The organism is Actinosynnema sp. NPDC020468 (assembly GCF_040642015.1).
Classification (GTDB): Bacteria; Actinomycetota; Actinomycetes; order Mycobacteriales; family Pseudonocardiaceae; genus Actinosynnema.
On sequence record NZ_JBFAEO010000007.1, the window covers coordinates 12,556 to 38,510 of the forward strand.

Sequence of the window (25,955 nt, forward strand, 5' to 3'; positions counted from 1 at the left end):
CAGAGTGCTGGTCAGGGTTCGAGGTCGTCACTTGTCCTGCGAGCGTCACGTGTGCCCCGCTGGAACGCCGACAAACCCTTGCGGGCCTTCTCGGCGGACTGCTCGGGGTCGACCTCGGCCGGCGACTCGGGCGAAGGCTGGAAATCGTTGCGCACCAACTGCGGGGCCAGGTTCTGCTGGCGCCGCCGTCGGGGCAGCTCCGGGCGGTCGGCGGAGGTGCCCGCCTTGGTGGCCTTGGCGGCTTTCGCCGGTTTGGCCACCGGTTCCGGTGGAGGGGTCCGCTTGCGCTGGGGCAGCGCGAGGTCACCGCTGTGCTGGGGCAGGTCCGGGTCGCCGAGCGGCACGTCGAGGCCGCCGCCGCGCACCGGCGGCAGGTCGAGCCCACCGCTCAGTCGCTCTTCCGGGGCAGCGGGATGATGACCGTTGACCCCCTGGTTGGCGGCCGCCTCCGCCTGTGCCCAGAACCCTTCGAGCTCTCGGGAGGTGTCGGGAAACCTGGCCTCGTGCACTGAGTCGTCGCCCTGCTCCGGGATCGCGTGGTCTTCGGGGAAGGTGCGGCGGGGCAGTTGCCGGGTTTCGGCGGGTTCGACCGGGGTGGCCGCACCGGCGACGATCGCCGACGGGATGAGGACCAGCGCGAGGGTGCCGCCGTAGGGCGACTCGCGCAGCTCCACGTGGATGCCGCGGCGGGCGGCCAGCCGGGCCACCACGAACAGGCCGAGGCGCGACTCGCCGCGCAGCCTCATGGCGTCGAACTCGGGCGGGTCGGCGAGCATCGCGTTGTGCTGCTCGCGGTCCTCCGGGTTGATGCCGAGGCCGTGGTCCTCGATCTCCACCACGACGCCCTGCGGCACCTCGCTCGCGTGCACCTGCACCTGGGAGCGCGGCGAGGAGAACGCGGTCGCGTTGTCGACCAGCTCGGCGACGAGGTGGATGGTGTCCGCGACGGCCGCGCCGACCAGCGCGGTGTCGGGCACCGGGTTCACCTTGACCCGCACGTACTGCTCGGTCTCGGCGACCGCGGCGCGCAGCACGTCCAGCAGCCGCACGGGTTTGCGCCACTGCCGGCCCGGCTGCTCGCCGGCCAGGATGATCAGGTTCTCCGCGTTGCGGCGGGCCCGGGTGGCCAGGTGGTCGAGCTGGAACAGCGCGTCGAGCTGCTCGGGGTTCTCCTCCTCGCGCTCCAGCTTGTCCAGGATCTTGAGCTGGCGGTGCACCAGGCCCTGGTTGCGGTGCGCGATGTCGAGGAAGACCCGGTTCACGCCCTCGCGCGCCTGGCTCTCCTTCACCGCGGCGGCGACGGCGGTGTACTGGGCGGCGTTGAACGCGTCGGCCACCTGCCCGATCTCGTCGCTGCCGTAGTCCAGCGGCGGCACCTCGACCTCGACGTCGACGTGCTTGCCCTCGCGGAGCCGGTCCACGATGTCGGGCAGCCGCTCGTGCGCCAGGGTCAGCGAGTCCTTCTTCAACGCGGCCAGGCGGGTGATCAGCGCCCGGTTCACCAGCCGGTTGGACGTGCGGACCGCGATCAGGATGCCGATGATCACCGCGAGCAGCGCGATCAGGCTGCCGACGAGCACGCTGCGGAACTTGCTCTCGCCGCGCGCCATGGTGATCTTGACGGCGCCCGAGGCCTGCTCGTCCACCAGCGCGGTCAGCTCGGTGGAGATCGGGCCGCTGATGGCCTGCCACTCGGCGAGCGTGCCGGCGTTGGCCGGGCGGTCGCCGTTGCCGATCAGCCTGCCCTCGAACGCGACCAGCTTGCGCCAGTTGTCGCCCTCGGTCATGAACTTGTAGTGGTCGCGCACCTCGGGCCGGGCGTAGGGCGCGATCGAGTCGTAGGACGCGTGGTAGGCGCCGACGAGCCCGGCGAACTCCACGTGCTCCTTGTCCGTGAACGAGCCGGCGGCCAGCGCGCTGGACGCGAGCGAGGTCGCGCGGGACATCCAGTCGGCGGCCTTGAAGTACTCGGTGGAGGTGATCGCGCCCTGCATGGACTCCGCGTCGGGCACCACGCGGGCCTGAACGTTGAACAACGCGTCACCGGCGTCGAGAACGCTGTTGTAATACGTGTAGACGTCGGCTTTGGAAGACCTGTCCGATTCCAACTGCGACCGCTTCTGCGGCAGTTGGTCCAGCAGCGCGTTCAACGCGTTGATCTTGTCGACGATCTCCTGCGGCGCCTGCGAGGCCACGTCGCCGAATGCCGTGCGCATCGACTGCACGGCGCGGTCGGTGGCCAACTGCTGCGCGCGCAGGTCGGACGTGGCGGTGCCGGGCTGGCTCAGCGTGGTCATGCTCAGCTCGCGTTCCTTCTGGAGCGCGGCGAACGTCTGCACGGCGGGGATCGAGGCGTCCTTCACGCCCTGTGCCACGGCACGCAGGTAGAACCCGTCGAAAACGGTGTACGAGGAGAACAAGGCCCACATGATGAGCAGGACGATGCTGGGGACGACGACGACACCCGTCAGCCGGGAACGGATCGTCTTGTAGTTCGTCTCCGTGGTGCTCTTCTGCTTCACAGCGCTCCGCAGCCTCGATCACTCCAGTGGCCAGGTCAGGCGCGCAGCACAGGGACAGCTGTCTCTTCTTCACCCGATCGGCGACGGAACGGTAACACCCGAAGATCATCATTACGAAGAGACAGCGATCACTCGCGCGACGCGACGATGAGGTTACCCAGTCGAGTGACGCCGGAGCCAGAGGGCCGATCAAACCGACCTTCCACCCACCAAGAACTTTCACCAAGTGGGACCCGCGACTTCACCGTGATCTTTCCCACCTCGCAACACTTTCCGGTTTAACCGATAAACCCGAGCACCACTCCACTTTCCGCCCTCCGCCACTCGGACCCGCGGCGGTGCTCCGGTCGGACAGCGCGCGGACTCCGTTCGGACACACCCGTTCCCCGGTCCGGCGCGGCGGATCGGGGAACGGGTGTCCGGGAACGCCGCGAACCGGCGTCCCCGGTGCTCACTCGCGGCAGGTCCGACCGGAGTTCACGCACTCCACCAGTCGGCCCATGATCTTCGCCGACATCACGTTCGCGAAGTCGTCGTGGTCCGACAGCGGGTTGTGCTTCTCCTGGGGGAACGCGTCCACCGCGTACTGGCCGTTCACCTGCACGTCGCGCGGGATGTCGTAGGTCAGCGTGATGCGCAGCTGCGGCACCGCGGTGAACCCCTGCGGGCACTTGCCGTTCGCGTCGGCGGGCTGCATGTGGTCGCGGTGGTTGGCGCTGTCGGTGTTGCGACCGTCCCAGCACCCGTTGAAGTCGTGGATCCGCTTGACCTTGCTGCCCTGCGGGCAGATCGGGTACTTGTCCAGCAGCACCTTGTCCTCGAAACCACCGCAGGTCCACGACTTGCGGGCGTTCTTCGGCCCGTTGGTGGACGCCTTCGCGTCTCCATAGAGGACCCGGAGAAACTGCGGCATCGCGGTGACCTTGCCGACCGCGCTGCCGCGGAAGGTGATCTCCACCTTCTCCGGCCGCTGGATGTCACCCTCGTTGCCGGGCAGCTCGTTCTCGTCGCTCGCGGACTTCGCCTCGCCCTTCTCCGGCGCGTCCGGCTCGGCCTCCTTCTGCTCGGCGGACACCTTCGCGTCGTCCTTGTCGCCGTCCTTGACCGTGCACGGCGAGAGCCGCAGCAACCCGCGCGGGCGCGGACCGAACCGGTCGATCACCTGCGCCATCTTCTGCAACGACGCGAACCGCTGGTTGCGCAACGGGTTCAGCACCTGCTTGAGCACCACGTCGGCGTTGTCCACGTCGACCTTGCGCAGCTTGGCGTTGGCGTCGTCGATCTGCTTCTGCATCTCCTTGACGATCCGGTCCACTTCGGACCGGGCCCGCTGCGGAACGGTGCGCAGCGCCCGCTTCACGTCCGGGCACTCGACCTCGGCCTTCGCCGGCTCGCCCGGCTCCTCCTCCTCGTCGTCGCGGTCGATCCGGATCACCGGCCAGAAGTAGGCCGACTGGTCCCCGTTGCGGCACGTGGTGTCGGCGGCCAGCAGGCTCTCGTTCGTGGAGTCCGCGTCGGTGGACTCGTTGCCCACGTAGTCGTGCAGGTGCTCGGCGCCGTTGCGCACGCCGGGTTGCGCGATGAAGTTGTCCGGGTTGAAGTGCCCGTTCTCGTTGCGCCCGCAGTCCACCGTGAACGTGCCGGTGGACGCGCCGCGCTGGTTCTTCGGCGGGTTCACGTTGCGCTTCTGCTTCGTGATGTCCACGAACAGGGATTTGTCCGCCCCGTCCGCCTGCGCCGTGCCCTGGTCGCCCGTGGTGGAGATCGCGACGGCCAGGCCGATCGTGAGCGCCAGCCCGGCAACGCCGGCCGTCAGCTTCGTGCGCCGGGAGAAGCGGTGCCGCCCCTGGTTTCGCGTCATGGAAGTGTCACCTCGTCGTGGGTACGCGCCTGGCGTGCCGGGTGCCTTCGCACCGGCGTCCGCCGGTGTGCGGTGGACACTGGGGCATACGGATCGCTTCCGGTCCGCGACCTCACCGTTACCTCTTCGTTATCTCGACCGCCCCCTATCTTTCTGGGAGGCTTCCTTCGGCGGAGGGGTGTCGCGTGCGTCCAGACGGGAACTCGATGTCCGGCACGACCCACGGACCGGTGGTCCAGGCGGGCAGCGTCGGAGCGGTCCATTTCCACCAGACGGCGAAAACCGCCGTCCCCTACCAACTCCCGCCGGCGCCCCGGCTGTTCTCCGGCAGGCGTCGGGAGCTCGCCGCGCTGGACGGCTGGCTCGCGGACGACGAGCCGCTGGTCGCGGTGGTCAGCGGCGCGGGCGGGGTGGGCAAGACGTCGTTGGCGGCGCGCTGGCTGCACAACACCCGGACGCGGTTCCCGGACGGGCAGCTGTACGTGGACCTCGCCTCGCCCGACGGTCCCGCGACGCCCGAGGAGGTGCTGGAGTGGTTCCTGCTGGCGTTCGGCACGCCGGCGGCGGACATCCCGCACGGCCTGGCCCGGAGGCAGGCGGAGTTCCGCACCGTCACCGCGGACCGCGGCATCGCGCTGCTGCTGGACGGCGCGGTGAGCGCGGCGCAGGTGCGGCCGCTGCTGCCGACCTCGCCGCGCAGCGCGGTCGTCGTGACGAGCCGGTGGCGGCTGAGCGGGCTCGCGGCGGACGGCGCGCGGTTCGTGGAGGTCGAGTCGTTCGACCAGGACTCGTCGTTGGAACTGCTGGAACGCGCGGTCGGGTCGCGGGTGATCTCCGAGCCGGAGGCGGCCCGGGAGTTGGCCGCGCTGTGCGGCGGACTGCCGATCGCGCTGTCCGTGGTGGGCGCGCGGTTGGCCACCCGGCCGCGCCGGACGCTGTCGAAGGAGGTCGGCACGCTGCGGTCGGAGGGGTTGGCGACGCTGACCCTGGACGACGGCGTGTCGGTGGAGGCGGTGCTCGACATGTCCTACGTCGGGCTGTCCGAGCGCCAGGCGCGGGTGTACCGGTTGTGCGCGCTGCACCCGGGTTCCTCGTTCGGCCCGGACGCGGCGGCCGCGACCACCGGTGAGGACGAGGTCGAGCCGGTGCTGGCCGACCTGGTCGACAACAACCTGCTCACCGAGGTGTCCGACGACCGGTTCCGCTACCACGACCTGCTGCGGCTGCACGCGCGCCGGCAGGCCGACTGGCACTCGACGGCCGAGCGGGACGACGCGGTGCGCCGCGCGGTGGACTGGTACCTCGACCGCGCGGTCGCGGCGGACGTCGTGCTGCGGCCGACCAGGCACCGGGTCGGGCCCCGGTTCCGGCACCCGACGGCGCCCTTCGCCGACCGGCACGAGGCGTTGGCCTGGTTGGAGGACGAGCGGGCGAACCTGCGCGAGTGCTGCCGGGTGGCCGACGAGCGGCGCTGGGACGACCTGGTGTGGCAGTTCTGCGAGGCGCTGTGGGGTTTCTTCCTCAACGCGCGGCACTACGACGACTGGCTGGCCGTGCACCGGTGGGGCGTGCCGGCGGCGGTGCGCGCGGGCAACCGGCCGGCGGAGGCCAAGCTGCGCACCCAGTTGACCTACACCTACGCGGTGCTCGGCCGGTTCGCCGAGGCCGAGCGGGAGGGGTCGCGGGCGCTGGAGATCGCCGAGCAGGACGGCGACCGGCAGGGCGAGGCGGTGGCGCTGACCGAACTCGGCGGCGTGGCACAGGGTTCGGGCGACCCGGGCACGGCGCTGACCCGGTTGCGCCGGGCGCGGGAGATCCGCGCGGACATCGGCACGCCGCGCGCGGAGGCGTTGTGCGTCAGGCGGATCGGCGAGGTGTTGGGCGATCTGGGTCGGATCGGCGAGGCGGTCGCCGAGCTGACCGCGGCCGGCACCGCGATGGCGGGCCTCGGCGACCGGATCGGTCAGGCACGCTGCCTGTTCTCGATCGGCCGGATCCGGTTGGGCCGCGGTGAGTGGGACGACGCCCGGAGCGCGCTCGGCACGGCGCTGGGCCTGGTGCGCCAGGCCGGTTCGCCGCACTACGAGGCCGAAACGCTGGCGGAGCTGGGCGAGGTCGCCGAGCGGTCCGGCGACCCCGCCACCGCGCGCGGGCACTACGAGGAGGCGGCCCGGCTCTTCGCGAACGCCGGGAACCCCAGGGCCGCCACGATGACCGCGAAGCGGGACGCCCTGGGCTGACCGCCCTCGACCACCACGTCCGCCAACTGCGCCCGCCGACCGCACCACCCGGCCTCCGCGACCACCAGGTGCTCCGGCCGACCGACACCGTCGCCCAGGACCAGCCGGTGCACCCCCGGCCCGAACCCGTCCACCACCAGCACGACGATCACCCCGCGCCCCGACCCGGCCGCCGCCCTCACGCGGCCACCGCCCGCACCCGCACCGACCCGGGCACCGGGCCTCGACCGAAGTCGTTGGCGCACCAAGACTTCCACTCGCGCACCGGCGTCACACCGGCACCGCCCGCACCGGCACGGGGCAGGGCACCGGGGTGGCGACCGCCGGGCGGGCCGGTTCGACCAGACCCATCAGGCGGTACATGGTCGAGCGCAGGACCTCGGCCGACTCGCCGCGCCGCGAGGACACCAGGTCCGCGAACGAGCCCGTGTCGTCGGCCACCGCGCGGGACAGCTGCGGCAGCAGGGGTCCGTCCTCCTCCAGCACCGGGCAGCGCGCCCGGACCTCGGCGGCGAGACTGCCCGCGCGGACGTCGCGGTCCGGGAACGCGGCCAGCAGCACCGGGCGGCCGATCGCGGCGGCGTACTGGGTGGTCGAGCCGTGGTCGCCCAGCACCACGTCGCTCGCCACCAGCAGGGCCCGCCACCCCTCCTCCGGCGGCACCACGATCAGCCCGTCCTCCAGGCAGTCGTGCAACCACGCCAGCACCTGCCACCTGCTGTGCACGGTCCACACGTTGGGGTGCAGCACGAGCGCCACCCGGTAGCGGTCCGCGGGCAGTTCGTCGAGCAGCGCCCGGCACAACCCGAGCCGGCTGCCGAACGCCGAGTCCCGCGTCCAGGTGGAGCTGACCGTCACCAGGCACCGCTCCTCCCCCACCGCCAGCGCGTCCCGGTAGCGCCGCCGCGAGGGCAGGCTCGCGGTCATCCGGTCCAGGCACACGTCGCCGGTCACGACGGCGGTGTGCAGCGCCTCCGGGCACGACGAGCGCAGCGCCTCCAACTCGTCGTCGTGGGTCAACCCGATGGCCGCCGGCAGCAGCCGTCCGCGGCGCACCAACGACTCCCGACTCAACCCCCGGTGCGGCAGCCCGTTCGGGCCCGCGTGCCTGGCCACCCGGCGCGAGGCGAGGTTGCCCGCGCCGTGCGGCAGCAGCAGCACCGGTCCGCGGACCTGGTCCAGGTCGTTGTGCCCGGCCGCGAGCACCAGGTCGAAGTCGTGGTGCACGGCCTGCTGCCACGGCACCACCACACCGCCCTGCGCCCGGACGAAGTCCTCGGTGCCGTGCCACCGGCCGCCGGTGTCGGTCACCGAGAACACCACCTGCACGCGGGGGTCGTTGCGCAGCAACGGGACCACGTCGGACACCAGCCGGGTGCCCGCCGCCAGGTGCGGCACCATCACCAGCACCTCGCGGCAGTCCGGGACGGTGACCCGGCGGTCGGCGTCCGGCCCGATCGGACCCCGGATCCACTGCCCGGTCACGCGGCCGCCTCCGCGCGCCCGCCGACAGCCTTCGGCTCGCCGCCCGCGCAGTCGAGCACCGGCACGACGTACCCGCCGGCCAGCACGTCGCGGTAGGCGTCGTGCCGGGTCAGCACCAGCACCACGTCGTGCTCGGCCACCTCCCGGGTGCCCGTCGCCACCAGCACGGTGCCGTCCGAGAGCACCAGTTCCGGCACGTACGGGTCGTGGTAGGACACGTCGGTGTCCCGGCGCAACTCCTCCAGCACGGCCACCGCGGCCGAGTTGCCGACACCGGGCGTGTCCGGCTTGTACGTCACGCCGAGCACGACGACCTTGTTTTCCCGCAACGCTTTCCCGGTCAACCGGCGGACCGCGGCGCGCACCAGGTGCGCGGTCCGGGCGGGCATCGCGTCGTTGACCGCGAGCGCGGCGTCCACCACCGGGCTGTGCAGTCCGCGCCGTCGCGCGGCGGTGGAGAACAGCCGCGCGGCCACCGGCACGCAGTCGCCGCCCGCGCCCGCGCTCGGGTGGTGGCCGAGGAAGCCGAACGGCTTGGTGCCCGCCGCGCGCAGCGCCTCCACCACGTCGACGCCGTACCCGCGGCACAGCACCGCGAACTCGTTCACCAGCGAGATGTTGACCAGCCGGAACGTGTTCTCGAAGACCTTGGCCAACTCGGCCGCGCAGGACGTGGTCACCCCGACGACCTCCTGCGCCATCGCGGACACGAACCGGGACGCCACGAGCCCGCAGCGGGCCGTGTACCCGCCGACCACCCTCGGGATGGTCGCGTAGGTGTGCCGCTCGTTGCCGGGGTCGATGCGCATCGGCGCGCACGCGACGTGGAAGTCCGGTCCCGCGCGCAGCCCGGACCGGCGTTCCAGCAGCGGCACGACCGAGCCCGCGACCGTGCCGGGCGGACAGGTGCTCTGCACCAGCACGAGGTCGCCGGGCCGCAGCACCCGGCCGACCGCGTCCACCACACCGGACAGCGGGCCGAGGTCCACCCCGCCCCGGCGGTCGGCGGGCGTCGGCAGGCACAGCACGTGCACCGGCGCGGCGGGCACCCGGCCGCGGAAGGCGCGCACCTCCAGCCGGCCACCGCGCAGGGCGGTGCGCACCGCGTGCTCGGAGACGGTGCCCAGCCCGCTGCCGGCGCGCGTCCCGGTGACGGCCCGCACCCGGCGGACCGACTTGTCCAACCCCAGCACCCGCGATCCCGCCGCGGCGGCGGCGACCGCCGTGGGCAGCCCGGTGAACCCCAGGCCGACCACGACGACATCGGGAGCGTCCATGGAAACCTCCTCCGGCCGCCCCGGGCGGGTACCTCCCGCCGGTGCGGCCGGACTCCAGCCTGCGGCGCGCTCCTGTCCATCGGCGGTCAGTGCCGCCGGCCGCGGTGAACGCGCTGCTCCGGACGGGTCCGGCAGGCCTCCGGTCGAGTGCCGCGCGGGCGGCCGCGCGAACGCGTGGTGCCCGGCATTTCACTCGCCTTTCGACATTCTTTCGGCGCACCGGGCGGTCGGCTAGCCCAACCGGACCACTGTTTGTCACAGCGGTATATCGGAAAGTGACAAAGCATTGGCAGGGTCGCGCCGATCCCGGGCACACTCGGGGTAAATCATCACTTCCGGCGGGGGGTGGCGCTGGTGACCGTCCATTTCAAGATCCTCGGGCACACCGCCGTCAGGCGGGCCGGTGTATTCACCGGTGAATGGGGAAAGCCGAAAGAGCGAGCGGTGCTCGCGGTACTCCTGCTGAACCTCGGCAAAACCGTTTCGATCCGCAATCTGGCGGAGTGGGTGTGGGTCGACGACAAAACACCGCAGGACCCGGCGGCCACCCTGCACACCTATACCAACCGAATACGCATGGCCCTGAAACCCCTCGGGTTGCCGGGCCTGTTGACGACCGAACCCGGCGGCTACCGGTTCGTGGCGGAACCGGACACCGTCGACTACCACGTGTTCCAGCGCGTGCTGCACGACGCGCGCCGGCTGGTCGCCGCGGGCGACCACGGCGGCGCGGCGGCGTTGCTGGAGCCGGTGCTGGCGGACTGGCAGCGGCCGTTCGCCGACCTGGAGACGCCGCACGCGCGGAACTGGCGGCAGGTCATCGAGCGGGACGAGTGGTTCGACGCCTTCGTGCTGCTGCTGGACTGCCGGCTGCGGCTGGGCGAGCCGGCCGAGGTGCTGCGGCTGACCAGGGCCGTGCAGGCGGAGCACGCCGACGACGTGGGACTGGCGCGCCGCCGGATCACCGCGCTGTTCACGCTGGACCGCGAGGAGGAGGCGACCCGGTACTACCTCGACCTGCACCTCCGGGTGGGCGCCGCGGGCGACCCGGCCCGCGCCGAGGAGCTGCGCCGGGTGTACGGCGAGCTGCTGCGCGGCGTGGACGAGCGGGCCGCGGCGGGTGTCGTCGCGCTGCCGCGCACGCTGCCCGCCGACGTGGACGGGTTCGCCGGGCACACCGACCTGCTGGCCGAACTCGACGCGCTGCTCGTCGGACGGCCCCGGGTCGTGACGCTGGACGGGTTGCCGGGGGTGGGCAAAACCGGGTTGGCCGTGCACTGGGCGCACCGGGTGCGGTCCCGGTTCCCGCACGGCGTCTGGTACGCCGACCTGAACGGCTTCGGCGATGGTCCGGCGACACCGCCCGACCAGGTCGTCACCGACCTGCTGGAGGCGTTGGGCGAGCCGGTGGACCGCCTGCGGACCCCGCAGGCCAGACGGAGCAGGCTGCGCGACCTGCTGTCCGCGCGGCAGGTGCTGCTGGTGCTGGACAACGCCGCCGACGCCGCCCACGTCGAGCCGCTGCTGTCGCTGGTGGGCGGCGCGGTCGTGGTGGTGACCAGCCGGGAGCGGCTGAGCGAGCTGACCCTGCGGCACCGCGCCCGCTGCTTCACCGTGCCGCCGCTCGGGCCGGACCTGGCCGCCCGGTGGCTGCGCGACCGGCTGGGCGACCGGGCCGCGGCCGAGCCCGAGGCGCTGGACGGGTTGACCGCGCTGGCCGCCGGGCTGCCGCTGGCGTTGGCGATCATCGGCGAGTACGTCGGCGCGCAGCCCGGCAAGCCCCTGCGGGACTTCGTGACCCGGTTGCGGGAGAGCCGGGCCGTGCTCGGGTTGAGCGTCGACGGGTCGACCACGCACCTGACGCTGCGGGCGGTGTTCGACTGCTCGTACCGGGTGCTCGCGGCGGACGTGCGGCGGGTGTTCCGGTTGCTGGGCCTGTACCCGGGGCTGGTGGTGCGGCGCGGGGTGGCGGCGGCGCTCACCGGGTGGCCGGAGGAGCAGGTCGGCGTGCTGCTGGACCGGCTGGTGTGGGCGCGGCTGCTGGAGTCCCGGGAGGGCGACCGGTACGCGTTCCACGACCGGGTGCGCGAGTACGCCGCCTGGCGTGCCGAGGTGGACGAGCCGGAGGAGGGTCGCGGCCGGGCGCTGCGCCGGATGTTCGACTGGTACCTGCACACGGTGCACAACGCGGACCGCCGCGTCTACCCGCACCGGGAGGCCGTTCCGCTGCTGGACCTCGTCCCCGGCGTCGCGCCGCGCGACTTCGACACCCCGGAGTCGGCGATGGACTGGTGCGTCGGCGAGCGCGCCGAGATCGGCGCGGTGATCCGGCTGGCCGAGGAGACCGGTTTCGACGACCACCTGTGGCGCCTGGTCAACTCGCTGGAGGTGCTGAACCGCCTCCGCTTCCGCACCGAGGTCGTGTCCGGCCTGCGCATCGCGGTCGCCGCCGCCCGTCGCGCCGGCGACCGGTTCGGCGAGGCGGGTTCGTTGTCCAACCTGGGTTTCGTGCTGTCGGGCTTCGGCGAGCACGACGAGGCGGACGCGTGCGACCGGCGGGCGCACGACATCGCGGTCGAGATCGGGGACCGGGTCGGCGTGGCCATCGCGCTGCGGAACATGGCCGGGCGGCGGGCCGCGAACGGGCGGACGGCGCACGCGCTGGAGATGTTCGCCGAGGCGCTCACCATCGCCCGCGAGGAGCAGGACCTGGACACCGAGGCGGGCATCGTGCACCGGACCGGGGTCGCGCTGCGGCTCGCGGGTCGGCTGGACGACGCGATCTCGCAGTTCCACCTGGCCTGCTCGTTGCGCGAGCGCAGCAACGACATGGCGGGAGCGGGCCAGAGCTTCGCCGCGCTCGCCGAGGTGTACCGGGAGCGCGGCGACCACTTCGGCGCGCTGAGCTTCGCCCACCGGGCGCTGCTCGAACTGCGGCGGGCCAGGGACTCCGGCGGTGAGGCGCGGGCGAGCATCGTGCTCGCGGTGATCAACCGGGACCTGGACGACCTCGAGCGGGCCGCCTATTACGCGGCGAACGCCGTCGACCTCGCCGAACAGGCCGACGTCCCGGTGTCCCAGGCCGAGGCGCACGACCTGTTGGCGCACGTCGAGTGGGCAGGCGGCGACCACGAGGCGGCGCGGGCGAACTGGCGCTCGGCCCTGCGCATCTACACCGAGCTCGGCGATTCGCGTGCGTCGGGAATACTTGCCCAGTTGGCCGAATGGCAAACCCCGGAGGTCCCGCCAGGGCGTCACCCGAAAGAGACCAACAACTCATCAACCATTCGGGGCAACTAGCCTGCGCCAGGTGGATGTAGGCGGAAATTCCCCCCGAACGGGGAACACGACTGTGCAGTAGTCACCTATTCGCCGCCTGTTGGGCGACTGAGGGTGGGCTGCCCGCCGGCCGTCGAGGGCCGGATGGTAGATACTCGGCCGTGGAACAGATCAACTCACCCGGAAGGTCACCATTCCGCGAAATTGCGGCCCGGATCGCCGTCATCGGCGTCTTCGGGGTGGTGACGATGGCCGCACCCGCGGGTGCGGCCATCGCGTCGGCCACGCCGACAGGCGCTCACGGGGCTTCGGCCGAAGCCTCGATGAGCACCTCATCCATGCGGTGGGGGTGACGTTGCCTCGAAGCACCGGGGTTGACCCGGTGGTGACGTAATCTCCCCGTCCACACAGTGCCCGGCTCGGCGGCAACCGAGCCGGGCACATTATTATCCGGTACAGCGTAACGGAAATCCGCATTGCGTACCCCGACCGCGTGATGTTCGACACCCGGACGGCGGCTCGAATACGGTTAAAGCCGAAACCTCTCGGACCTGGAATGCGAATGTGAGCCGATCGCAATTCGCCGAATGGCTCACGCCGACCGGCCGGTCGAGCGAATGCGCGGGTCAGTCGATGTGCAGCGCGAGGTAGAGGTCGACCCGGTCGGTGAAGCGGGACAGGTCCGCGCCGAGCAGGGTTTCCACCCGGCCCACCCGGTAGCGCAGGGTGTTCACGTGGACGTGCAGCACCTCGGCCGCCGCCGTCCACGAGCCCGAGTGGTCGAGGAACACCCTCAGCGTGCCGATCAGGTCCGTGCCGTGCGCGGCGTCGTAGTCCAGGACCGGGCCCAGCAGGCGGCGGCGCAGCGAGCGGCGCAGCGCGTCCGGGACGCCGGCCAGCAGCAGCCGGTGCGGCGCGATCTCCTCGCCGCGCACCACGCACACCCGGTCGTCGCGCTGCTCGCCCAACCGCCGGGCGTGCGAGGCCTCCTCGGCCGCACCGCGCGCGCCGCCGGGCGTGGTCGGCGACGAGACGCCCACCGCCACCCGGCGCGTGCCGAGGGCGGGTTCGACCGCGTGCAGGGCGTCCGCGACCAGCGCCGCGCGGTCCGGGTCCGGCACCAGGGCGTAGGCGACGTCGTCCAGGACGGCGACCAGGGCGTCCGGCAGCAGGTCGGCGAGCAGCGGCGCGGCGAGGCCGGTGGCCGACAGCACGCGGTAGGGCACGTCGGTCGGCCGGCCGAGCGCGGTCAGCCGCGCGGTCGGGTCGACGCCCGCGAACACCTCGCGCACCAGCGGTTCGGCCACCCGGTTCTCGACCTCGCCGGCGTGCCGGCGGCGCGCGCGTTCGACACCCGCGAGGCTCGCCAACTCCACCGCCAGGCCGTCGTCGCGGCGGTCGCCCTCGACCACGAGCACCCAGGAGGACAAGCCGGGATCGCGTTCCGGCACCGGGAGCAGGGTCTGCCCCTTGCGGACGGTCGGCTGCCGGTCGGTGCGCAGGTGGTCGCGGACGAGCGCGACGACGTCCGGCAGGTCCGGCCCGGCGAGCACCCGGCCGGTCACCGAGACGACCCGGCACGGCACGCCGAGTTCCGCCGCTCCCGCCGCGACCAGGTCGTCCAGTCCACCGCCCCGCGCCACCACGGTCAGCAGCCGGCGGTGGCTGCCCAGCCGCGCGCCCGTGTCCGCGGCGGCCAGCGCGACGACCACCCGGTCCGCGATGGTGGCGAAGGACAACTCGTGCGGCACTGAGACCAGCGGCACGCCGTGGCGCCGGCACGCGTCGGTCAGCGCCTCGGGCAACCCCTCCGGCGCGCTCGCCGCGAGCGCCGCGACCTCCGCCCTGGCCAGCGCCGCCACGAACGGCTCGCAGTCGGCGTCGGCGCGGTGCCACAGCAGTCCGGACAGGACCAGCTCCCCGCCGGACAGGTAGCGGCCCGGGTCGGGCAGCTCGGTGCCGTAGATCCGGCGCACCGGCCGGTCCAGCAGCGCGCCGCCGGTCAGCACCCGCAACCCCAGGTCGGGCATCCGCACCAGCGCGCGCACGGTCAGCACGGAGGCCTCCTCGTCGTCGCACCGGTCGTCCGATGGTGTTCGTAGGAAAGCACAACCGCGCCCCGTGGAGGAGCCTGTGCTTTCAGGTGCCGGCGACCTGGCGCGCGGCGCGGGCGGCGGATCTACTGGCACGCACACCGAAGTGGAGGGCGCGTGGACTTCCTGGCACCCGGGACGCTCGCCGAGGCGCTGGCGCTCAAGGCGGACCGACCCGACGCCGTGCCCATCGCGGGCGGCACCGACGTGATGGTCGAGGTGAACTTCGACCACCGGCGGCCGGCCGCGCTGCTCGACCTGACCCGGATCCCGCAGGCGCGCGAGTGGCACGACGACGGCGCGGTGGTGCGGATCGGGGCGGGCGTGCCGTACGCGCGGATCATCGCCGAGCTCGGCGACGTGCTGCCGGGGCTCGCGATGGCCGCGCGCACGGTCGGGTCGCCGCAGATCCGCAACCGGGGCACGGTCGGCGGCAACCTCGGCGCGGCCTCGCCCGCCGGTGACACGCACCCGGTGCTGCTGGCCCTCGACGCCGAGGTCGAGGTGGCGTCGACCCGGGGCGGGCGGCGGATCCCGATCGCCGACTTCTACCTGGGCGTGAAGCGCAACGCGCTCGCGCCCGACGAGTTGATCACCGCCGTGCGGGTGCCGAAAACCGGTGCGCCGCAACAGTTCTGCAAGGTCGGCACGCGCAACGCGATGGTCATCGCGGTGTGCTCGTTCGCCCTCGCGCTGCACCCGGAGCGCCGGCGGGTCGGCGCGGCGGTCGGCAGCGCCGCGCCCACGCCGCGGCACGCGACGGAGGCCGAGGAGTTCCTGGCGGGCGAGCTGACCGCGTCCGGCCGCTGGGAGGCGCCGACCCCGCTGCCGGACCCGCTGACCCGGCGGTTCGGCGAACTCGTGGCGGCGGCCGCGAGTCCGATCGACGACGTGCGCGGGTCGGCGGCCTACCGGCGGCACGCGCTGTCCGTGCTGGCCCGCCGCGCGCTGGGCTGGGCGTGGCACGACTACACCGGGAGGGCCTGAGATGCGGGTCGACGTGACGGTGAACGGCGAGGTCCGGCGGGCGGACGGGGTGTGGGAGGGCGAGAGCCTGCTGTACCTGCTGCGCGAGCGGTTGGGGCTGCCCGGCGCGAAGAACGCCTGCGAGCAGGGCGAGTGCGGCTCGTGCACGGTGTACCTGGACGACGTGCCGGTGTGCGCGTGCCTGGTCGCGGCCGGGCAGGCGCGGGGTCGCGAGGTGCGCACGGTGGAGGGCCTGGCGGCCGGGGAGGCGCTGGACCCGGTGCAGGAGGCGTTCGTGGCCGCGGGCGCGGTGCAGTGCGGGTTCTGCACGCCCGGACTCGTGGTCGCCGCGCACGACCTGTTGCGGCGCAACGCCGATCCGAGCGACCCGGAGATCCGCGAGGCGCTGGCGGGCAACCTGTGCCGGTGCACGGGCTACGAGAAGATCCTGGACGCGGTGCGGCTCGCGGCGGGGCGCCGGTGACCCCGTTGATCATCGACGGCGCGGCGGTGTCCACAGTGGACGCCGCCGGCACGGAGCACGCGTTCGGGCACGTGGTGGTGGAGCACGGCAGGATCACCGCCGTCGGACCGGGTCAGGCGCCGCGCCCCGCCGGTCCGCACACCTGGGTCGACGGCTCCGGCTGCCTGGTCACGCCCGGGCTGGTCAACACCCACCACCACCTCTACCAGTCGGCGACCCGCGGCTACGCGCCCGACGCCGGGCTGTTCCCGTGGTTGACGGAGCTGTACCCGGTGTGGCGCGGGCTGGACGAGGAGATCACCCACGCCGCCGCCTGCGCCGGACTCGCCCGGCTGGCGCTCACCGGCTGCACCACGGCCGCCGACCACCACTACGTGTTCCCGCGCGCGGGCGGCGACCCGTTCGCGGCGGTGGTCGGCGCCGGTCGGCGGATCGGACTGCGGCTGCACGCCGTGCGCGGCTCGATGGACCGGGGCGCCGCCCAGGGCGGCCTCCCGCCGGACGACCTGGTCGAGGGCACCGAGGAGGCGTTGACCGCGACCGAGAAGGCGATCGGCGACCACCACGACCCGGCGGCGGAGGCGATGACGCGGGTCGCGGTCGGACCGTGCTCGCCGTTCTCGGTGAGCGCGGAGTTGCTGCGCGGCGCGGCGGAACTGGCCCGGCACAAGGGGGTTCGGCTGCACACGCACCTCGCGGAAACCGCGGACGAGGAGGCGCACTGCCTCGCGACCTACGGCCGCACGCCCGTCGAGCACGCCGAACGACTGGGCTGGCTCGGTCCGGACGTGTGGCTCGCGCACACCGTGCACCTGTCGGCGGCCGCGGTGAAAGCCTTGGCGGACAGCGGAACCGGCTCGGCGCACTGCCCGACGTCCAACGGCAGGCTCGGCGTCGGGGTGCCGCCGGTGCGCGCCCTGCTCGACGCGGGCGTGCCGGTCGGGCTCGGGGTGGACGGCGCGGCGTCGAACGAGTCCGGCTCGCTGGTCGAGGAGTTGCGCGAGGCGCTGACCCAGGCCAGGCAGCGCGGCGGGCCGGGCGCGTTGACCACGCGGGAGGCGTTGTGGCTGGGCACGATGGGCGGCGCGCGGTGCCTCGGCCGGGAGGGCGAACTCGGGTCGCTCGAACCCGGCAAGCTCGCCGACCTGGCCGTGTGGCGGCTGGACGGGCTGGACCACGCGGGCATCGAGGACCCGGTGACGGCGCTCGTGCTCGGACCGCGGCCGGTGGTGAGGTTGTTGCTGGTGGGCGGGAAGACGGTGGTGGACGACGGCGCGTTGCGCACCGCGTCGGTCGGCGACCTGGCTCGTGACCTGCGTGCCGCGGCACGCCGGCTGAAGGAGGCGTGATGCGCCCGACGGGGTTGACGTCCGCGGTGGCCGGCGGCATCGGCGCGAGCCCGCCGCGGCCGGACGGCGCGCTGAAGGTGCGCGGCGAGTTCGCCTACGCGTCGGACCTGTGGCACGAGGACATGATCTGGGGTTCGACGCTGCGCAGCCCGCACCCGCACGCGCGGATCGTGGCGGTGGACGTGACCGAGGCGTTGACGGTGCCCGGGGTGTACGCCGTGCTGACGCACGAGGACGTGCCGGGCGTGAACCGGTACGGCCTGGAGCACCGCGACCAGCCGGTGCTCGCCGAGGACGTCGTGCGCTACCAGGGCGAGCCGGTGGCGCTGGTCGGCGCGGACCACCCGGAGACCGCGCTGCGGGCGGCGAAGCGGATCCGGGTGTCCTACGAGGTGCTGCGACCCGTGGTGGACATGGAGACCGCGGAGCACGACACCCCGCTGCACCCGGGCGGCAACCTGGTGCGGCACGTGCCGGTGCGGCGCGGCGACCCGGACGCGCGGGCCGACGTGGTGGTGACCGGCCGGTACGAGGTCGGCATGCAGGACCAGGCGTTCCTCGGTCCGGAGTCGGGGCTCGCGGTGCCGGCCGAGGACGGCGGCGTGGACCTCTTCGTGGCCACGCAATGGCTGCACGTCGACCGGGACCAGGTGGCGGTCGCCCTGGGACTGCCGGCGGAGAAGGTGCGGCTGACGCTGTCCGGTGTCGGCGGCGCGTTCGGCGGGCGCGAGGACCTGTCGATGCAGGTGCACGCGTGCCTGCTCGCCCGGCACACCGGCAAGCCGGTCAAGATGGTCTACAACCGCGAGGAGTCGTTCTACGGCCACGTGCACCGGCACCCGGCGGTGCTGCGCTACGAGCACGGCGCGGACCGGAGCGGGAAGCTGGTGTACGTCAAGGCGGACGTCGTCCTCGACGGCGGCGCGTACGCGTCGAGCACGTCGGCGGTGGTGGCGAACGCGGCCACGCTCGGCGTCGGGCCGTACGACGTGCCGAACGTGGTGGTGGACGCGCGGGGCGTGTACACGAACAACCCGCCGTGCGGCGCGATGCGCGGTTTCGGCGCGGTGCAGGCGGCGTTCGGCTACGAGTCCCAAATGGACAAACTGGCCGCGGCGCTGGGCCTGGACCCGGTGGAGGTGCGGCTGCGCAACGCGATGGCCGAGGGCTCGCGGATGCCGACCGGCCAACTGGTCGACTCGGCCGCGCCGGTGGCCCGGTTGCTGGAACTGGTGCGGGACCGGCCGTTGCCGCCCGCGCGCGCCGGGCTCGACCTGCGCGACCTGCCCGGTGGCGTGTCGAACACGACGCACGGCGAGGGTGTGGTGCGCGGCGTCGGGTACGCGGTGGGGATCAAGAACGTCTGCTTCTCCGAGGGGTACGACGACTTCTCGACCGCGCGGGTCCGGTTGGAGGAGGTCGGCGGCGAGCCGGTCGCGTCGGTGCACACGGCGGCGTGCGAGGTCGGGCAGGGGCTGGTGACCGTGCTACAGCAGATCGTGCGGACCGAATTGGGCGTCGAGCGGGTGACCGTGCTGCCGATGGACACCGCGGTCGGCAACGGCGGGTCCACCTCGGCGTCCCGGCAGACCTACGTGACCGGCGGCGCGGTGAAGGCGGCGTGCGAGGCGGTGCGGGCCCGGCTGGGCGGCGAGGCGCCGGGGTCGCGGGTGGTGGAGGAAACCGTCGAGTGGCGGCACCGGGCCACCGAGCCGCTGGACCCGGTGACCGGGCAGGGTCGGGCGCACGTGCAGTACGGGTTCGCGGCGCACCGCGCGGTGGTCGACGTCGACGTGGAACTGGGGCTGGTGAAGGTGGTCGCGCTGGACTGCGCGCAGGACGTCGGCCGGGCGCTGAACCCGGACGCGGTGTTGGGCCAGATCCACGGCGGCTCGGCGCAGGGGCTCGGGCTCGCGGTGATGGAGGAGATCCGCACCGCGGACGGGAAGGTGCGCAACCCGTCGTTCACCGACTACCTGATCCCGACCGTGCTCGACATGCCGCCGATGGCGGTGGACGTGCTGGAACTGGCCGACCCGCACGCGCCGTACGGTGTGCGCGGTGTCGGCGAACCGCCGACCATCTCGTCCACACCGGCCGTCGTCGCGGCGATCCGCGCGGCGACCGGGCTCGCGCTGACCAGGGTGCCCGTGCGCCCCGAGCACCTCACCGGCACCTGAGGAGAACCCGTGACCACCTCACCCGAGGCCCGTTTCCTGCTCGACGCGATCGCGCTCGCCACGGCCAACGTGGCCGAGGGCGGCGGACCGTTCGGCGCGGTCGTGGTGCGCGCCGGCGAGGTGATCGCCACCGGCACCAACCAGGTCACCCCGTCGCTGGACCCGACCGCGCACGCCGAGGTGGTGGCGATCCGCGCGGCGTGCCGGGCGATCGGGGACTTCCGGCTGCACGGTTGCGTCCTGGTGTCGTCCTGCGAACCCTGCCCGCTGTGCCTGTCGGCCGCGCTGTGGGCGCGGGTGGACCGCGTGGTGTACGCGGCGGACCGGCACGACGCGGCGAAGGCGGGCTTCGACGACCGCGAGTTCTACGACCTGTTCGCGACACCGCGCGAGCGCTGGTCCATGCCCGTCGACCGGATCGGCACCACCGAGGACACCGCGCCGTTCGAGGCGTGGACCGCGCGCGCCGACCGCGTCGACTACTAGCCGCTCAGCCCAGGGCGACCATCACCGGGGTGTACAGGCGTTCCCGGTCACCGGGCAGGGGTTCGCCGCGGAGCATGACCGCGGTGGTGTCACCGGGTCGCAGCCCGCACCCGGCGGCCCAGGCGAGCAGCGCGGGCCGCCGGTGCTCGAGGTCGAGCCGGACCGGTCCGGCCGCGGCCAGGCCGAGGTCGGTGAGCAGGGCGACCGCGGTGTCGTCGTCGGCGGCGATCACCGGGCCCAGGACGGTGTTGTCGACGTTGCGCCACGCGCCGCCGTAACCGGTGATCCCGTCCGGGCCGTCGACCACCCGCAACTGACTTCCGAACGACGGCAACCGGTCCAGCAGGGCCGTCCGGGCCGCCCCGAACGCCTCCGCGTCCAGCGCCCGGATCGCCGGGAGGTCGGCCGACGTCGCCGGCCGGGACCGCGGCGGGACGAGCGCGGGCCGGAACCCTCCGACGTACTGGGTGCACGCGCCGATCGTCCGGAACCCGACCCGCTCGTACAGCGGCCGACCACCGTCGGTGGCCGTCAGGTGCGCGCTCGCGGTGCCGGCGTGCTCCAGCGCGTGGGTGATCAACCGCAGACCGAGGCCCTGACGGGCGAACCTCCCGGCCACCAGCATCATGCCGATCGCGGTGACCTCGCGGCCGTACCGCGTCGTGACGACCGCGCCCGCCAACCCGCCGTCCGGCGCGGACACCCCGTGCACCTCGCCGATCCCGAACAGCAGCCGCCACTTGTGCTCCTCGGCCTGCCACCCGCGATCCGCGGCCAGGTCGAGGCAGTCGGGCAACTCCTCGACGCCGAGCGAGCGGACGGGTGCGTCCAGTGGAGCCTTCACGCCGGATTCCTCCCTGTGTCGAGGAGTCCGGAGCATGCCGGCCGCGGGCGGTGGGGCGCACCCGCGTTATGCGCCGAGCAGACCGCGTTCGTAGGCGACGGCCACCGCCGCCGCGCGGTCCTTGACGCCGAGTTTGGCGTAGACGTGCACGAGGTGGGTTTTGACCGTGGCCTCGCTGATGAACAGCCTCACGGCGGCCTCGCGGTTGGTGCAGCCGCGCGCGATCAGGCCCAGCACCTCGATCTCCCGGTCGCTCAGCGGTTCCGCCGCCGGGGTGCGGACCTGACCCACCAGGCGGGTCGCGACCGACGGCGACAGCACCGCCTCGCCCCTGGCCGCCGACCGGACCGCGCGGAACAGCTCCTCGCGCGGGGTGTCCTTGAGCAGGTAGCCCGTCGCGCCGGCCTTGATCGCGGGCAGCACGTCGCTGTCGGTGTCGTAAGTGGTCAGCACCAACACCTTCGCCGGGTCGTCGCGCAGCCGCCCGATGGCCGTGACACCGTCCACGCCGGGCATCCGCAGGTCCATCAGCACGACGTCCGGCCGGGTCGCGGCGACCACGGCGACCGCCTCCGCGCCGTCCGCCGCCTCGCCGACCACCTCCAGGTCGCCCGCCGCGGCGAGCATGCCGCGCAACCCGTCCCGCACCACGGGGTGGTCGTCCACGATCACCACCCGGATCACGAGGCCGCCTCCGCCGGGATCGCGGGCACCGACGCGGACACCGCCGTGCCGGCGCCCGGTTCGGACTCCACCACCAGCGCGCCGGCCAGCCGCGCCACCCGTTGCCGCATGCCGACCAGGCCGAAGCCGGCGGTGCGCGCGTCGGGGTCGAAGCCCGTGCCGTCGTCGCGCACGTCCAGCGTCACCACGTCCTCCATGTAGGACAACGTCAACCCGACCCGGTGGGCGGCGGCGTGCTTGGCCACGTTGGCGAGCGCCTCCTGCGCGGCGCGCAGCAGCGTCACCTCGACCTCGGGGTGCAGCGGCCGCGGCACGCCGGTGCAGGACACGGTGACGGGCACGCCGGTCTGGTCGATCCAGCCCGCGACCACCTCGTCCAGCGCGTCCGGCAGGTTCGCGTCCTCCAGCGCGGGTGGGCTCAGGGCGTGCACCGAACGGCGTGCCTCGGCCAGGTTCTCCCGGGCCAGGCGCACCGCGGTGTCGACGTGGCGGTCCGGCGCGTCGACGGCCTGGAGCTGGGTGATGATGCCGGTGAAGCCCTGCGCCAGGGTGTCGTGGATCTCCCGGGCCAACCGCTGCCGCTCGTCCAGCACGCCCGCCTCCCTGGCCTGGATCAGCAGTTGGGCGTGCAACCCGGCGTTCTCCTCGACCATGGTCGCGAGTTCGGCCACCATCTCCTTGCGCCGCTGGGACTGTGCCTCCGTGACGTGGCCGAGGAAGGTGAACGTCCCGGCGAGCGTGACGATGAACAGCACGATCACCGCGTAGATCAGCAGCGGCACGGGTTGGTCGAACGGCGGCAGGCCCCCGTACAACGAGGTGGCCGCGAGCACCGCGTTGACCACCACGCCGACGAACTTGAGCCGGCCCCGGAGCACGTCGACCGCGTAGACGTAGCCGGCGAACGAGAAGAAGCCGAACATCGCGTCGCTGAGGCCGAGGTAGCCGTAGGAGAGCAGGATCCCGGCGAAGAACACCAGCATCAGCCCGCGGCGCGACACCCAACCCGGGTGCAGCGTGCGGAACCACAGCATCCACAGGACGGTCGCGCCCGCCACGGCCAGCAGGTCCGCGCGCGGGTGCGGCGCGATCAGCCAGTACATCACCGTCGAGAGCACGAGCGCGAAGTACGGCACGACCTGGGCGACCGAGCCCAGTCTCCGCTCCCAGCGGTCGAGTTCGTCCGTCACGCCCACACCTGCCTACTCCCAGCGGAACGACTTCGCCGCGACGGTACCCGCCGCCAGCGCGATCAGGGCCATCACCGCGAGGTGGACGGGGCTCGGCGCGGTGCCGAGCCAGGCGTCCTGCAACGCGCCGACGCCCGGCGGCAGGTACTCGCCGATCCGGACCAGCGGCGCGGGCAGCAGGAACCGGGGCAGGTAGGCGCCGCCGAAGAACATGACGAGCATGAACACGACGGTGGCCCAGCCGCCCGCCGCCCGGGCGTTGGGCGCCCACGCGGCGACCAGGAGTCCCAGGGCGGACAACGAGAGCAGCCCGAGCACGAACGCCGCGACGAAGCCCAGCGGCGCGTGCGGGAGGTCGATGTCGAACACCGCCTTGCACACCACCAGGAGCAGCACGACCGAGAGCACGCCGGCCACCAGGTTGACCACGATCTGGGCGACCAGCAGACGGGCCGGGTGCACCGGCGTGGTGGAGAACCGGCGCAGCACGCCCTTCTCGCGGTAGGTCGCGACGGTGCCGGGCAGCTTGTTCAGGCCCAGGAAGGCGAGCGTGATGACGACCAGGGTGGACACGTAGGAGTCGATGAACCGGGCGCCGCCGAACTGGGGGTCCGGGGTGCGCAGTGCCGGCACGGCGCCGAGCACCAGCAGCAGGACGGTCGGGAAGAGGATCGCGAACCCGACCATGGCGGGCTCGCGCAGGAACAGCTTCCACTCGATGCGGATGATCTTGTTCATGCCGGTCACTCCGAAAGGGCTTTGCCGGTGAGGTGGAGGAACGCGTCGTCCAGGTCGCCCTGCTCGACGCGGAGTTCGGCCGCGGTGATCTGGTTGCGCGCCAACACGGACGTGACGGCGTGCAGCAGGTTCCCGGTGCCCGACACCACGAACTGCGGCCCGTGCCGCTCGACGCCGGTCACCTCGGGCAGCACCCGCAGCAGTTCCGGGTCCAGCTCCGAGGTCGGCCGGAACCGGACCCGTTGGCCCGCGGAGTTCTTCTCCACCAGGCCCGCCGGGGTGTCGATGGCGACCACCCGGCCGGCGTCGATCACCGCGAGCCGGTCGCAGAGCCGTTCGGCCTCCTCCATGAAGTGCGTGACGAGGACGACCGTGACGCCGGAGTCGCGCACCTGCTCCACGAGGCTCCAGGTGTCGCGCCTGGCCTGCGGGTCGAGCCCGGTGGTCAACTCGTCCAGGACCGCGATCCGGGGTTTGCCGACGAGCGCGAGCGCGATGGACACCCGCTGCTTCTGACCGCCGGAGAGCGTGCGGTACTCGGCGCGGACGTGCTTGCCGAGGCCGAGCACGTCCAGCAGGTCCCGCCAGTCCGCCGGGTCGGGGTAGAACGAGGCGTACAGGTCCAGCGCCTCGCCGACCCGGATGCGGTCGGGCAGTTCGCTCTGCTGGAGTTGCGCGCCGAGCACCTCGCGGACCCGGGCCCGGTCGGCGCGCGGGTCGAACCCGGCCACCCGGATGGTGCCGCCGTCCGGCGAGCGCAGCCCCTCGACGCACTCGACGGTCGTGGTCTTCCCGGCGCCGTTGGGCCCGAGGACGCCGAAGATCTCCCCCTCGTCCACGGTGAACGACACCCCGTCCACCGCGACCGTCCGCCCGTACCTCTTGACGAGGTCGGTCACCTCGATGATCGCCATGCCCCAAGCCTGGTCGGGCCGCCGCGCCGCGGAATCGCTCAGCCCGCCACACCCCGGGTCAACCGATCGGTTGACCGCTGCTCCACCTCGGGCGGGAATTGTTCAACAATCCCCTTGTTCGCTGCTTCAACGACCCCGACCGACGTACCGGACCAGCAGGAGCAGCGCGACCTGGACGCTCGTGTACGGCAGGGCGAGCGCGCCGAGGTTCGCGAAGTCGTGCAGCGCGCCGCGCGGGTCGACCACCAGGTCGGCGACCGAGTACCAGTGCCCGTCGCGAACCCACTCGGCCACGACCCGCAACGCCGCCGCGCACGGCAACCCGACGAGCACCACGCGCGCCGGAACCGCCCACCGACGGGAGAACCCGACCAGCGCCGTGCCGAGGAGGTACCCGACGGGCGGCACCACCGCGCCACCGGCGAGCAACAGCAACAGGCCCACGATGTCCTTGCGCCGCAACGATTCCCGCTCGACATGCCTCGAGGCGGCGGCACGCTCGCCATCGGGACCGGACGCGCCGGCACGCTCCCGGGCGGAACCCGGCCCGACCGAGTGCTCCCCGCCGGGATCCGACGCGACGGCACGCCCCTCCGGGGAACCTGGCACGCCAGCGCGCTCACCGCTGAGACCCGACGCGACGGCACGTCCCTCCGGCGAACCCGGCGCGGCGGCGTGCTCCCCGCCGGAACCCGGCACGGCGGCGTACTCCTCCGCGGCACCCGGCGCGATGCCGGGCAGCCCGGTGGAACCCGGCGCAGTGACTCCCGAGCCCGGGGCGGTGGGTGGCGTGGCGTCCCACTCCGCGGCGACGATCTCGGTCGGGTCGCCCACCCGGTCCAGCAGGGTGCGGACGTCGGCCTCGGACGGCGTGCCCGGTAACGACAGCTCCACGTGCGCGCGGATCTCCTCCAGCAGTTCCGCCCGGCGGTGCGCAGGCAGTGCGGCCGCCGCGTGCTCCAACCGGTCGAGGTACCCGACCACCAGCGGGTGGTCGACGGTCGACTTGCTCATCCTGGTTCGCCTTCCCCCGCGATGATCTTCCGCACGGACTCGCTCAGCGCGGCCCAGTCCCGCGCGAAGCGCTCGGTCGCCACGACGCCGTCCGCGCTCAGGGCGTAGTACCGGCGCGGCGGCCCGACCTCGCTCTCCCGCCACGTCGTCACCACCAGCCCCTGCCGCCGCAACCGCGACAGGAGCGGGTAGATCGTGCCCTCGCCGGCGATCAGCCCGTGCCGGGACAGCACCTCGACCAGCTCCACGCCGTACCGCTCGCGCCCGCCCAGCAGGGCGAGCACGCAGTACTCGGCGAGCCCCTTGCGCATCTGCGCGAGCGGACTTCGCCCGTCCGTGACCATGCCAC

Annotated in this window: 21 protein-coding genes; 8 read left to right on the forward strand and 13 right to left on the reverse strand. The window is 73.2% G+C overall.

What is annotated here, in order from left to right; translation table 11 throughout:
• Positions 1–11: 11 nt before the first annotated feature.
• Positions 12–2,522, reverse strand: coding sequence for a nitrate- and nitrite sensing domain-containing protein (locus tag AB0G50_RS07955; protein ID WP_360103537.1), 2,511 nt, complete (start codon positions 2,520–2,522; stop codon positions 12–14).
• Positions 2,523–2,973: 451 nt separating this feature from the next.
• The gene (locus tag AB0G50_RS07960) at positions 2,974–4,383 is read right to left on the reverse strand and encodes a DUF1996 domain-containing protein (RefSeq protein WP_360103539.1); all 1,410 of its coding nucleotides are present in this window, start codon (positions 4,381–4,383) and stop codon (positions 2,974–2,976) included.
• 185 nt (positions 4,384–4,568) lie between these two features.
• On the opposite strand from AB0G50_RS07960, the gene AB0G50_RS07965 reads away from it, so the two are divergent.
• Positions 4,569–6,623: a tetratricopeptide repeat protein gene (locus AB0G50_RS07965; RefSeq protein ID WP_360103541.1), complete on the forward strand. Its 2,055-nt coding sequence runs from the start codon at positions 4,569–4,571 to the stop codon at positions 6,621–6,623.
• Here AB0G50_RS07965 and AB0G50_RS07970 read toward each other — a convergent pair.
• The 3 genes from AB0G50_RS07970 to AB0G50_RS07980 all read right to left on the reverse strand — a co-directional run bounded on the left by AB0G50_RS07970 (position 6,539) and on the right by AB0G50_RS07980 (position 9,385).
• Positions 6,539–6,805 (reverse strand): hypothetical protein, encoded by a 267-nt coding sequence (locus AB0G50_RS07970; protein ID WP_360103543.1) that lies wholly within the window; start codon positions 6,803–6,805, stop codon positions 6,539–6,541. The two genes, AB0G50_RS07965 and AB0G50_RS07970, sit on opposite strands and share 85 nt — an antisense overlap.
• An 88-nt stretch (positions 6,806–6,893) precedes the next feature.
• Positions 6,894–8,108 carry a hypothetical protein gene (locus AB0G50_RS07975; RefSeq protein ID WP_360103545.1) on the reverse strand — a complete coding sequence of 405 codons (1,215 nt, stop codon included), beginning with the start codon at positions 8,106–8,108 and terminating at the stop codon, positions 6,894–6,896.
• Entirely contained in the window at positions 8,105–9,385 is a 1,281-nt protein-coding gene (locus AB0G50_RS07980) for a nucleotide sugar dehydrogenase (protein ID WP_360103547.1), read from the reverse strand. The genes AB0G50_RS07975 and AB0G50_RS07980 overlap by 4 nt, the downstream gene beginning before the upstream one ends.
• A 354-nt stretch (positions 9,386–9,739) precedes the next feature.
• Between AB0G50_RS07980 and AB0G50_RS07985 the strand changes: the two genes are divergently transcribed.
• Both AB0G50_RS07985 and AB0G50_RS07990 read left to right on the forward strand, forming a co-directional pair.
• Positions 9,740–12,685, forward strand: coding sequence for a tetratricopeptide repeat protein (locus AB0G50_RS07985; protein WP_360103549.1), 2,946 nt, complete (start codon positions 9,740–9,742; stop codon positions 12,683–12,685).
• A gap of 140 nt (positions 12,686–12,825) precedes the next feature.
• Positions 12,826–13,017 (forward strand): hypothetical protein, encoded by a 192-nt coding sequence (locus tag AB0G50_RS07990; RefSeq protein WP_360103551.1) that lies wholly within the window; start codon positions 12,826–12,828, stop codon positions 13,015–13,017.
• A 273-nt stretch (positions 13,018–13,290) separates the two neighbouring features.
• Here the strand turns inward: AB0G50_RS07990 and AB0G50_RS07995 are convergent, their stop codons facing one another.
• Positions 13,291–14,721: a PucR family transcriptional regulator ligand-binding domain-containing protein gene (locus AB0G50_RS07995; RefSeq protein WP_360103553.1), complete on the reverse strand. Its 1,431-nt coding sequence runs from the start codon at positions 14,719–14,721 to the stop codon at positions 13,291–13,293.
• Between the two features lie 153 nt (positions 14,722–14,874).
• On the opposite strand from AB0G50_RS07995, the gene AB0G50_RS08000 reads away from it, so the two are divergent.
• The 5 genes from AB0G50_RS08000 to AB0G50_RS08020 are packed head-to-tail and all read left to right on the forward strand — an operon-like array spanning position 14,875 to position 20,222.
• A complete protein-coding gene (locus AB0G50_RS08000; RefSeq protein WP_360103555.1) occupies positions 14,875–15,744 on the forward strand; it encodes a xanthine dehydrogenase family protein subunit M in 870 nt (289 codons plus the stop codon).
• Position 15,745: 1 nt separating this feature from the next.
• Positions 15,746–16,207: a (2Fe-2S)-binding protein gene (locus tag AB0G50_RS08005; protein WP_360103557.1), complete on the forward strand. Its 462-nt coding sequence runs from the start codon at positions 15,746–15,748 to the stop codon at positions 16,205–16,207.
• Positions 16,204–17,556, forward strand: coding sequence for an 8-oxoguanine deaminase (locus AB0G50_RS08010; protein WP_360103559.1), 1,353 nt, complete (start codon positions 16,204–16,206; stop codon positions 17,554–17,556). Before AB0G50_RS08005 ends, AB0G50_RS08010 begins: the two co-directional genes overlap by 4 nt.
• On the forward strand, positions 17,556–19,736 hold the full coding sequence (locus AB0G50_RS08015) for a molybdopterin cofactor-binding domain-containing protein (protein ID WP_360103561.1): 2,181 nt from the start codon (positions 17,556–17,558) through the stop codon (positions 19,734–19,736). Before AB0G50_RS08010 ends, AB0G50_RS08015 begins: the two co-directional genes overlap by 1 nt.
• Before the next feature lie 9 nt (positions 19,737–19,745).
• Positions 19,746–20,222, forward strand: coding sequence for a nucleoside deaminase (locus AB0G50_RS08020; RefSeq protein WP_360103563.1), 477 nt, complete (start codon positions 19,746–19,748; stop codon positions 20,220–20,222).
• Between the two features lie 4 nt (positions 20,223–20,226).
• Here the strand turns inward: AB0G50_RS08020 and AB0G50_RS08025 are convergent, their stop codons facing one another.
• The 7 genes from AB0G50_RS08025 to AB0G50_RS08055 form a co-directional block, all read right to left on the reverse strand.
• Entirely contained in the window at positions 20,227–21,066 is an 840-nt protein-coding gene (locus tag AB0G50_RS08025) for a GNAT family N-acetyltransferase (protein WP_360103565.1), read from the reverse strand.
• Between the two features lie 66 nt (positions 21,067–21,132).
• On the reverse strand, positions 21,133–21,750 hold the full coding sequence (locus AB0G50_RS08030) for a response regulator transcription factor (protein WP_360103567.1): 618 nt from the start codon (positions 21,748–21,750) through the stop codon (positions 21,133–21,135).
• Positions 21,747–22,940, reverse strand: a complete 1,194-nt coding sequence (locus AB0G50_RS08035) for a sensor histidine kinase (RefSeq protein ID WP_360103569.1) — start codon at positions 22,938–22,940, stop codon at positions 21,747–21,749. Before AB0G50_RS08035 ends, AB0G50_RS08030 begins: the two co-directional genes overlap by 4 nt.
• A gap of 12 nt (positions 22,941–22,952) precedes the next feature.
• Entirely contained in the window at positions 22,953–23,678 is a 726-nt protein-coding gene (locus tag AB0G50_RS08040; RefSeq protein WP_360103571.1) for an ABC transporter permease, read from the reverse strand.
• A 5-nt stretch (positions 23,679–23,683) separates the two neighbouring features.
• Positions 23,684–24,592 (reverse strand): ABC transporter ATP-binding protein, encoded by a 909-nt coding sequence (locus tag AB0G50_RS08045; protein WP_360103573.1) that lies wholly within the window; start codon positions 24,590–24,592, stop codon positions 23,684–23,686.
• A 126-nt stretch (positions 24,593–24,718) separates the two neighbouring features.
• Positions 24,719–25,606, reverse strand: coding sequence for a hypothetical protein (locus AB0G50_RS08050; protein WP_360103575.1), 888 nt, complete (start codon positions 25,604–25,606; stop codon positions 24,719–24,721).
• Positions 25,603–25,950, reverse strand: a complete 348-nt coding sequence (locus tag AB0G50_RS08055; RefSeq protein WP_360103577.1) for a PadR family transcriptional regulator — start codon at positions 25,948–25,950, stop codon at positions 25,603–25,605. Before AB0G50_RS08055 ends, AB0G50_RS08050 begins: the two co-directional genes overlap by 4 nt.
• Positions 25,951–25,955 lie beyond the last annotated feature (5 nt).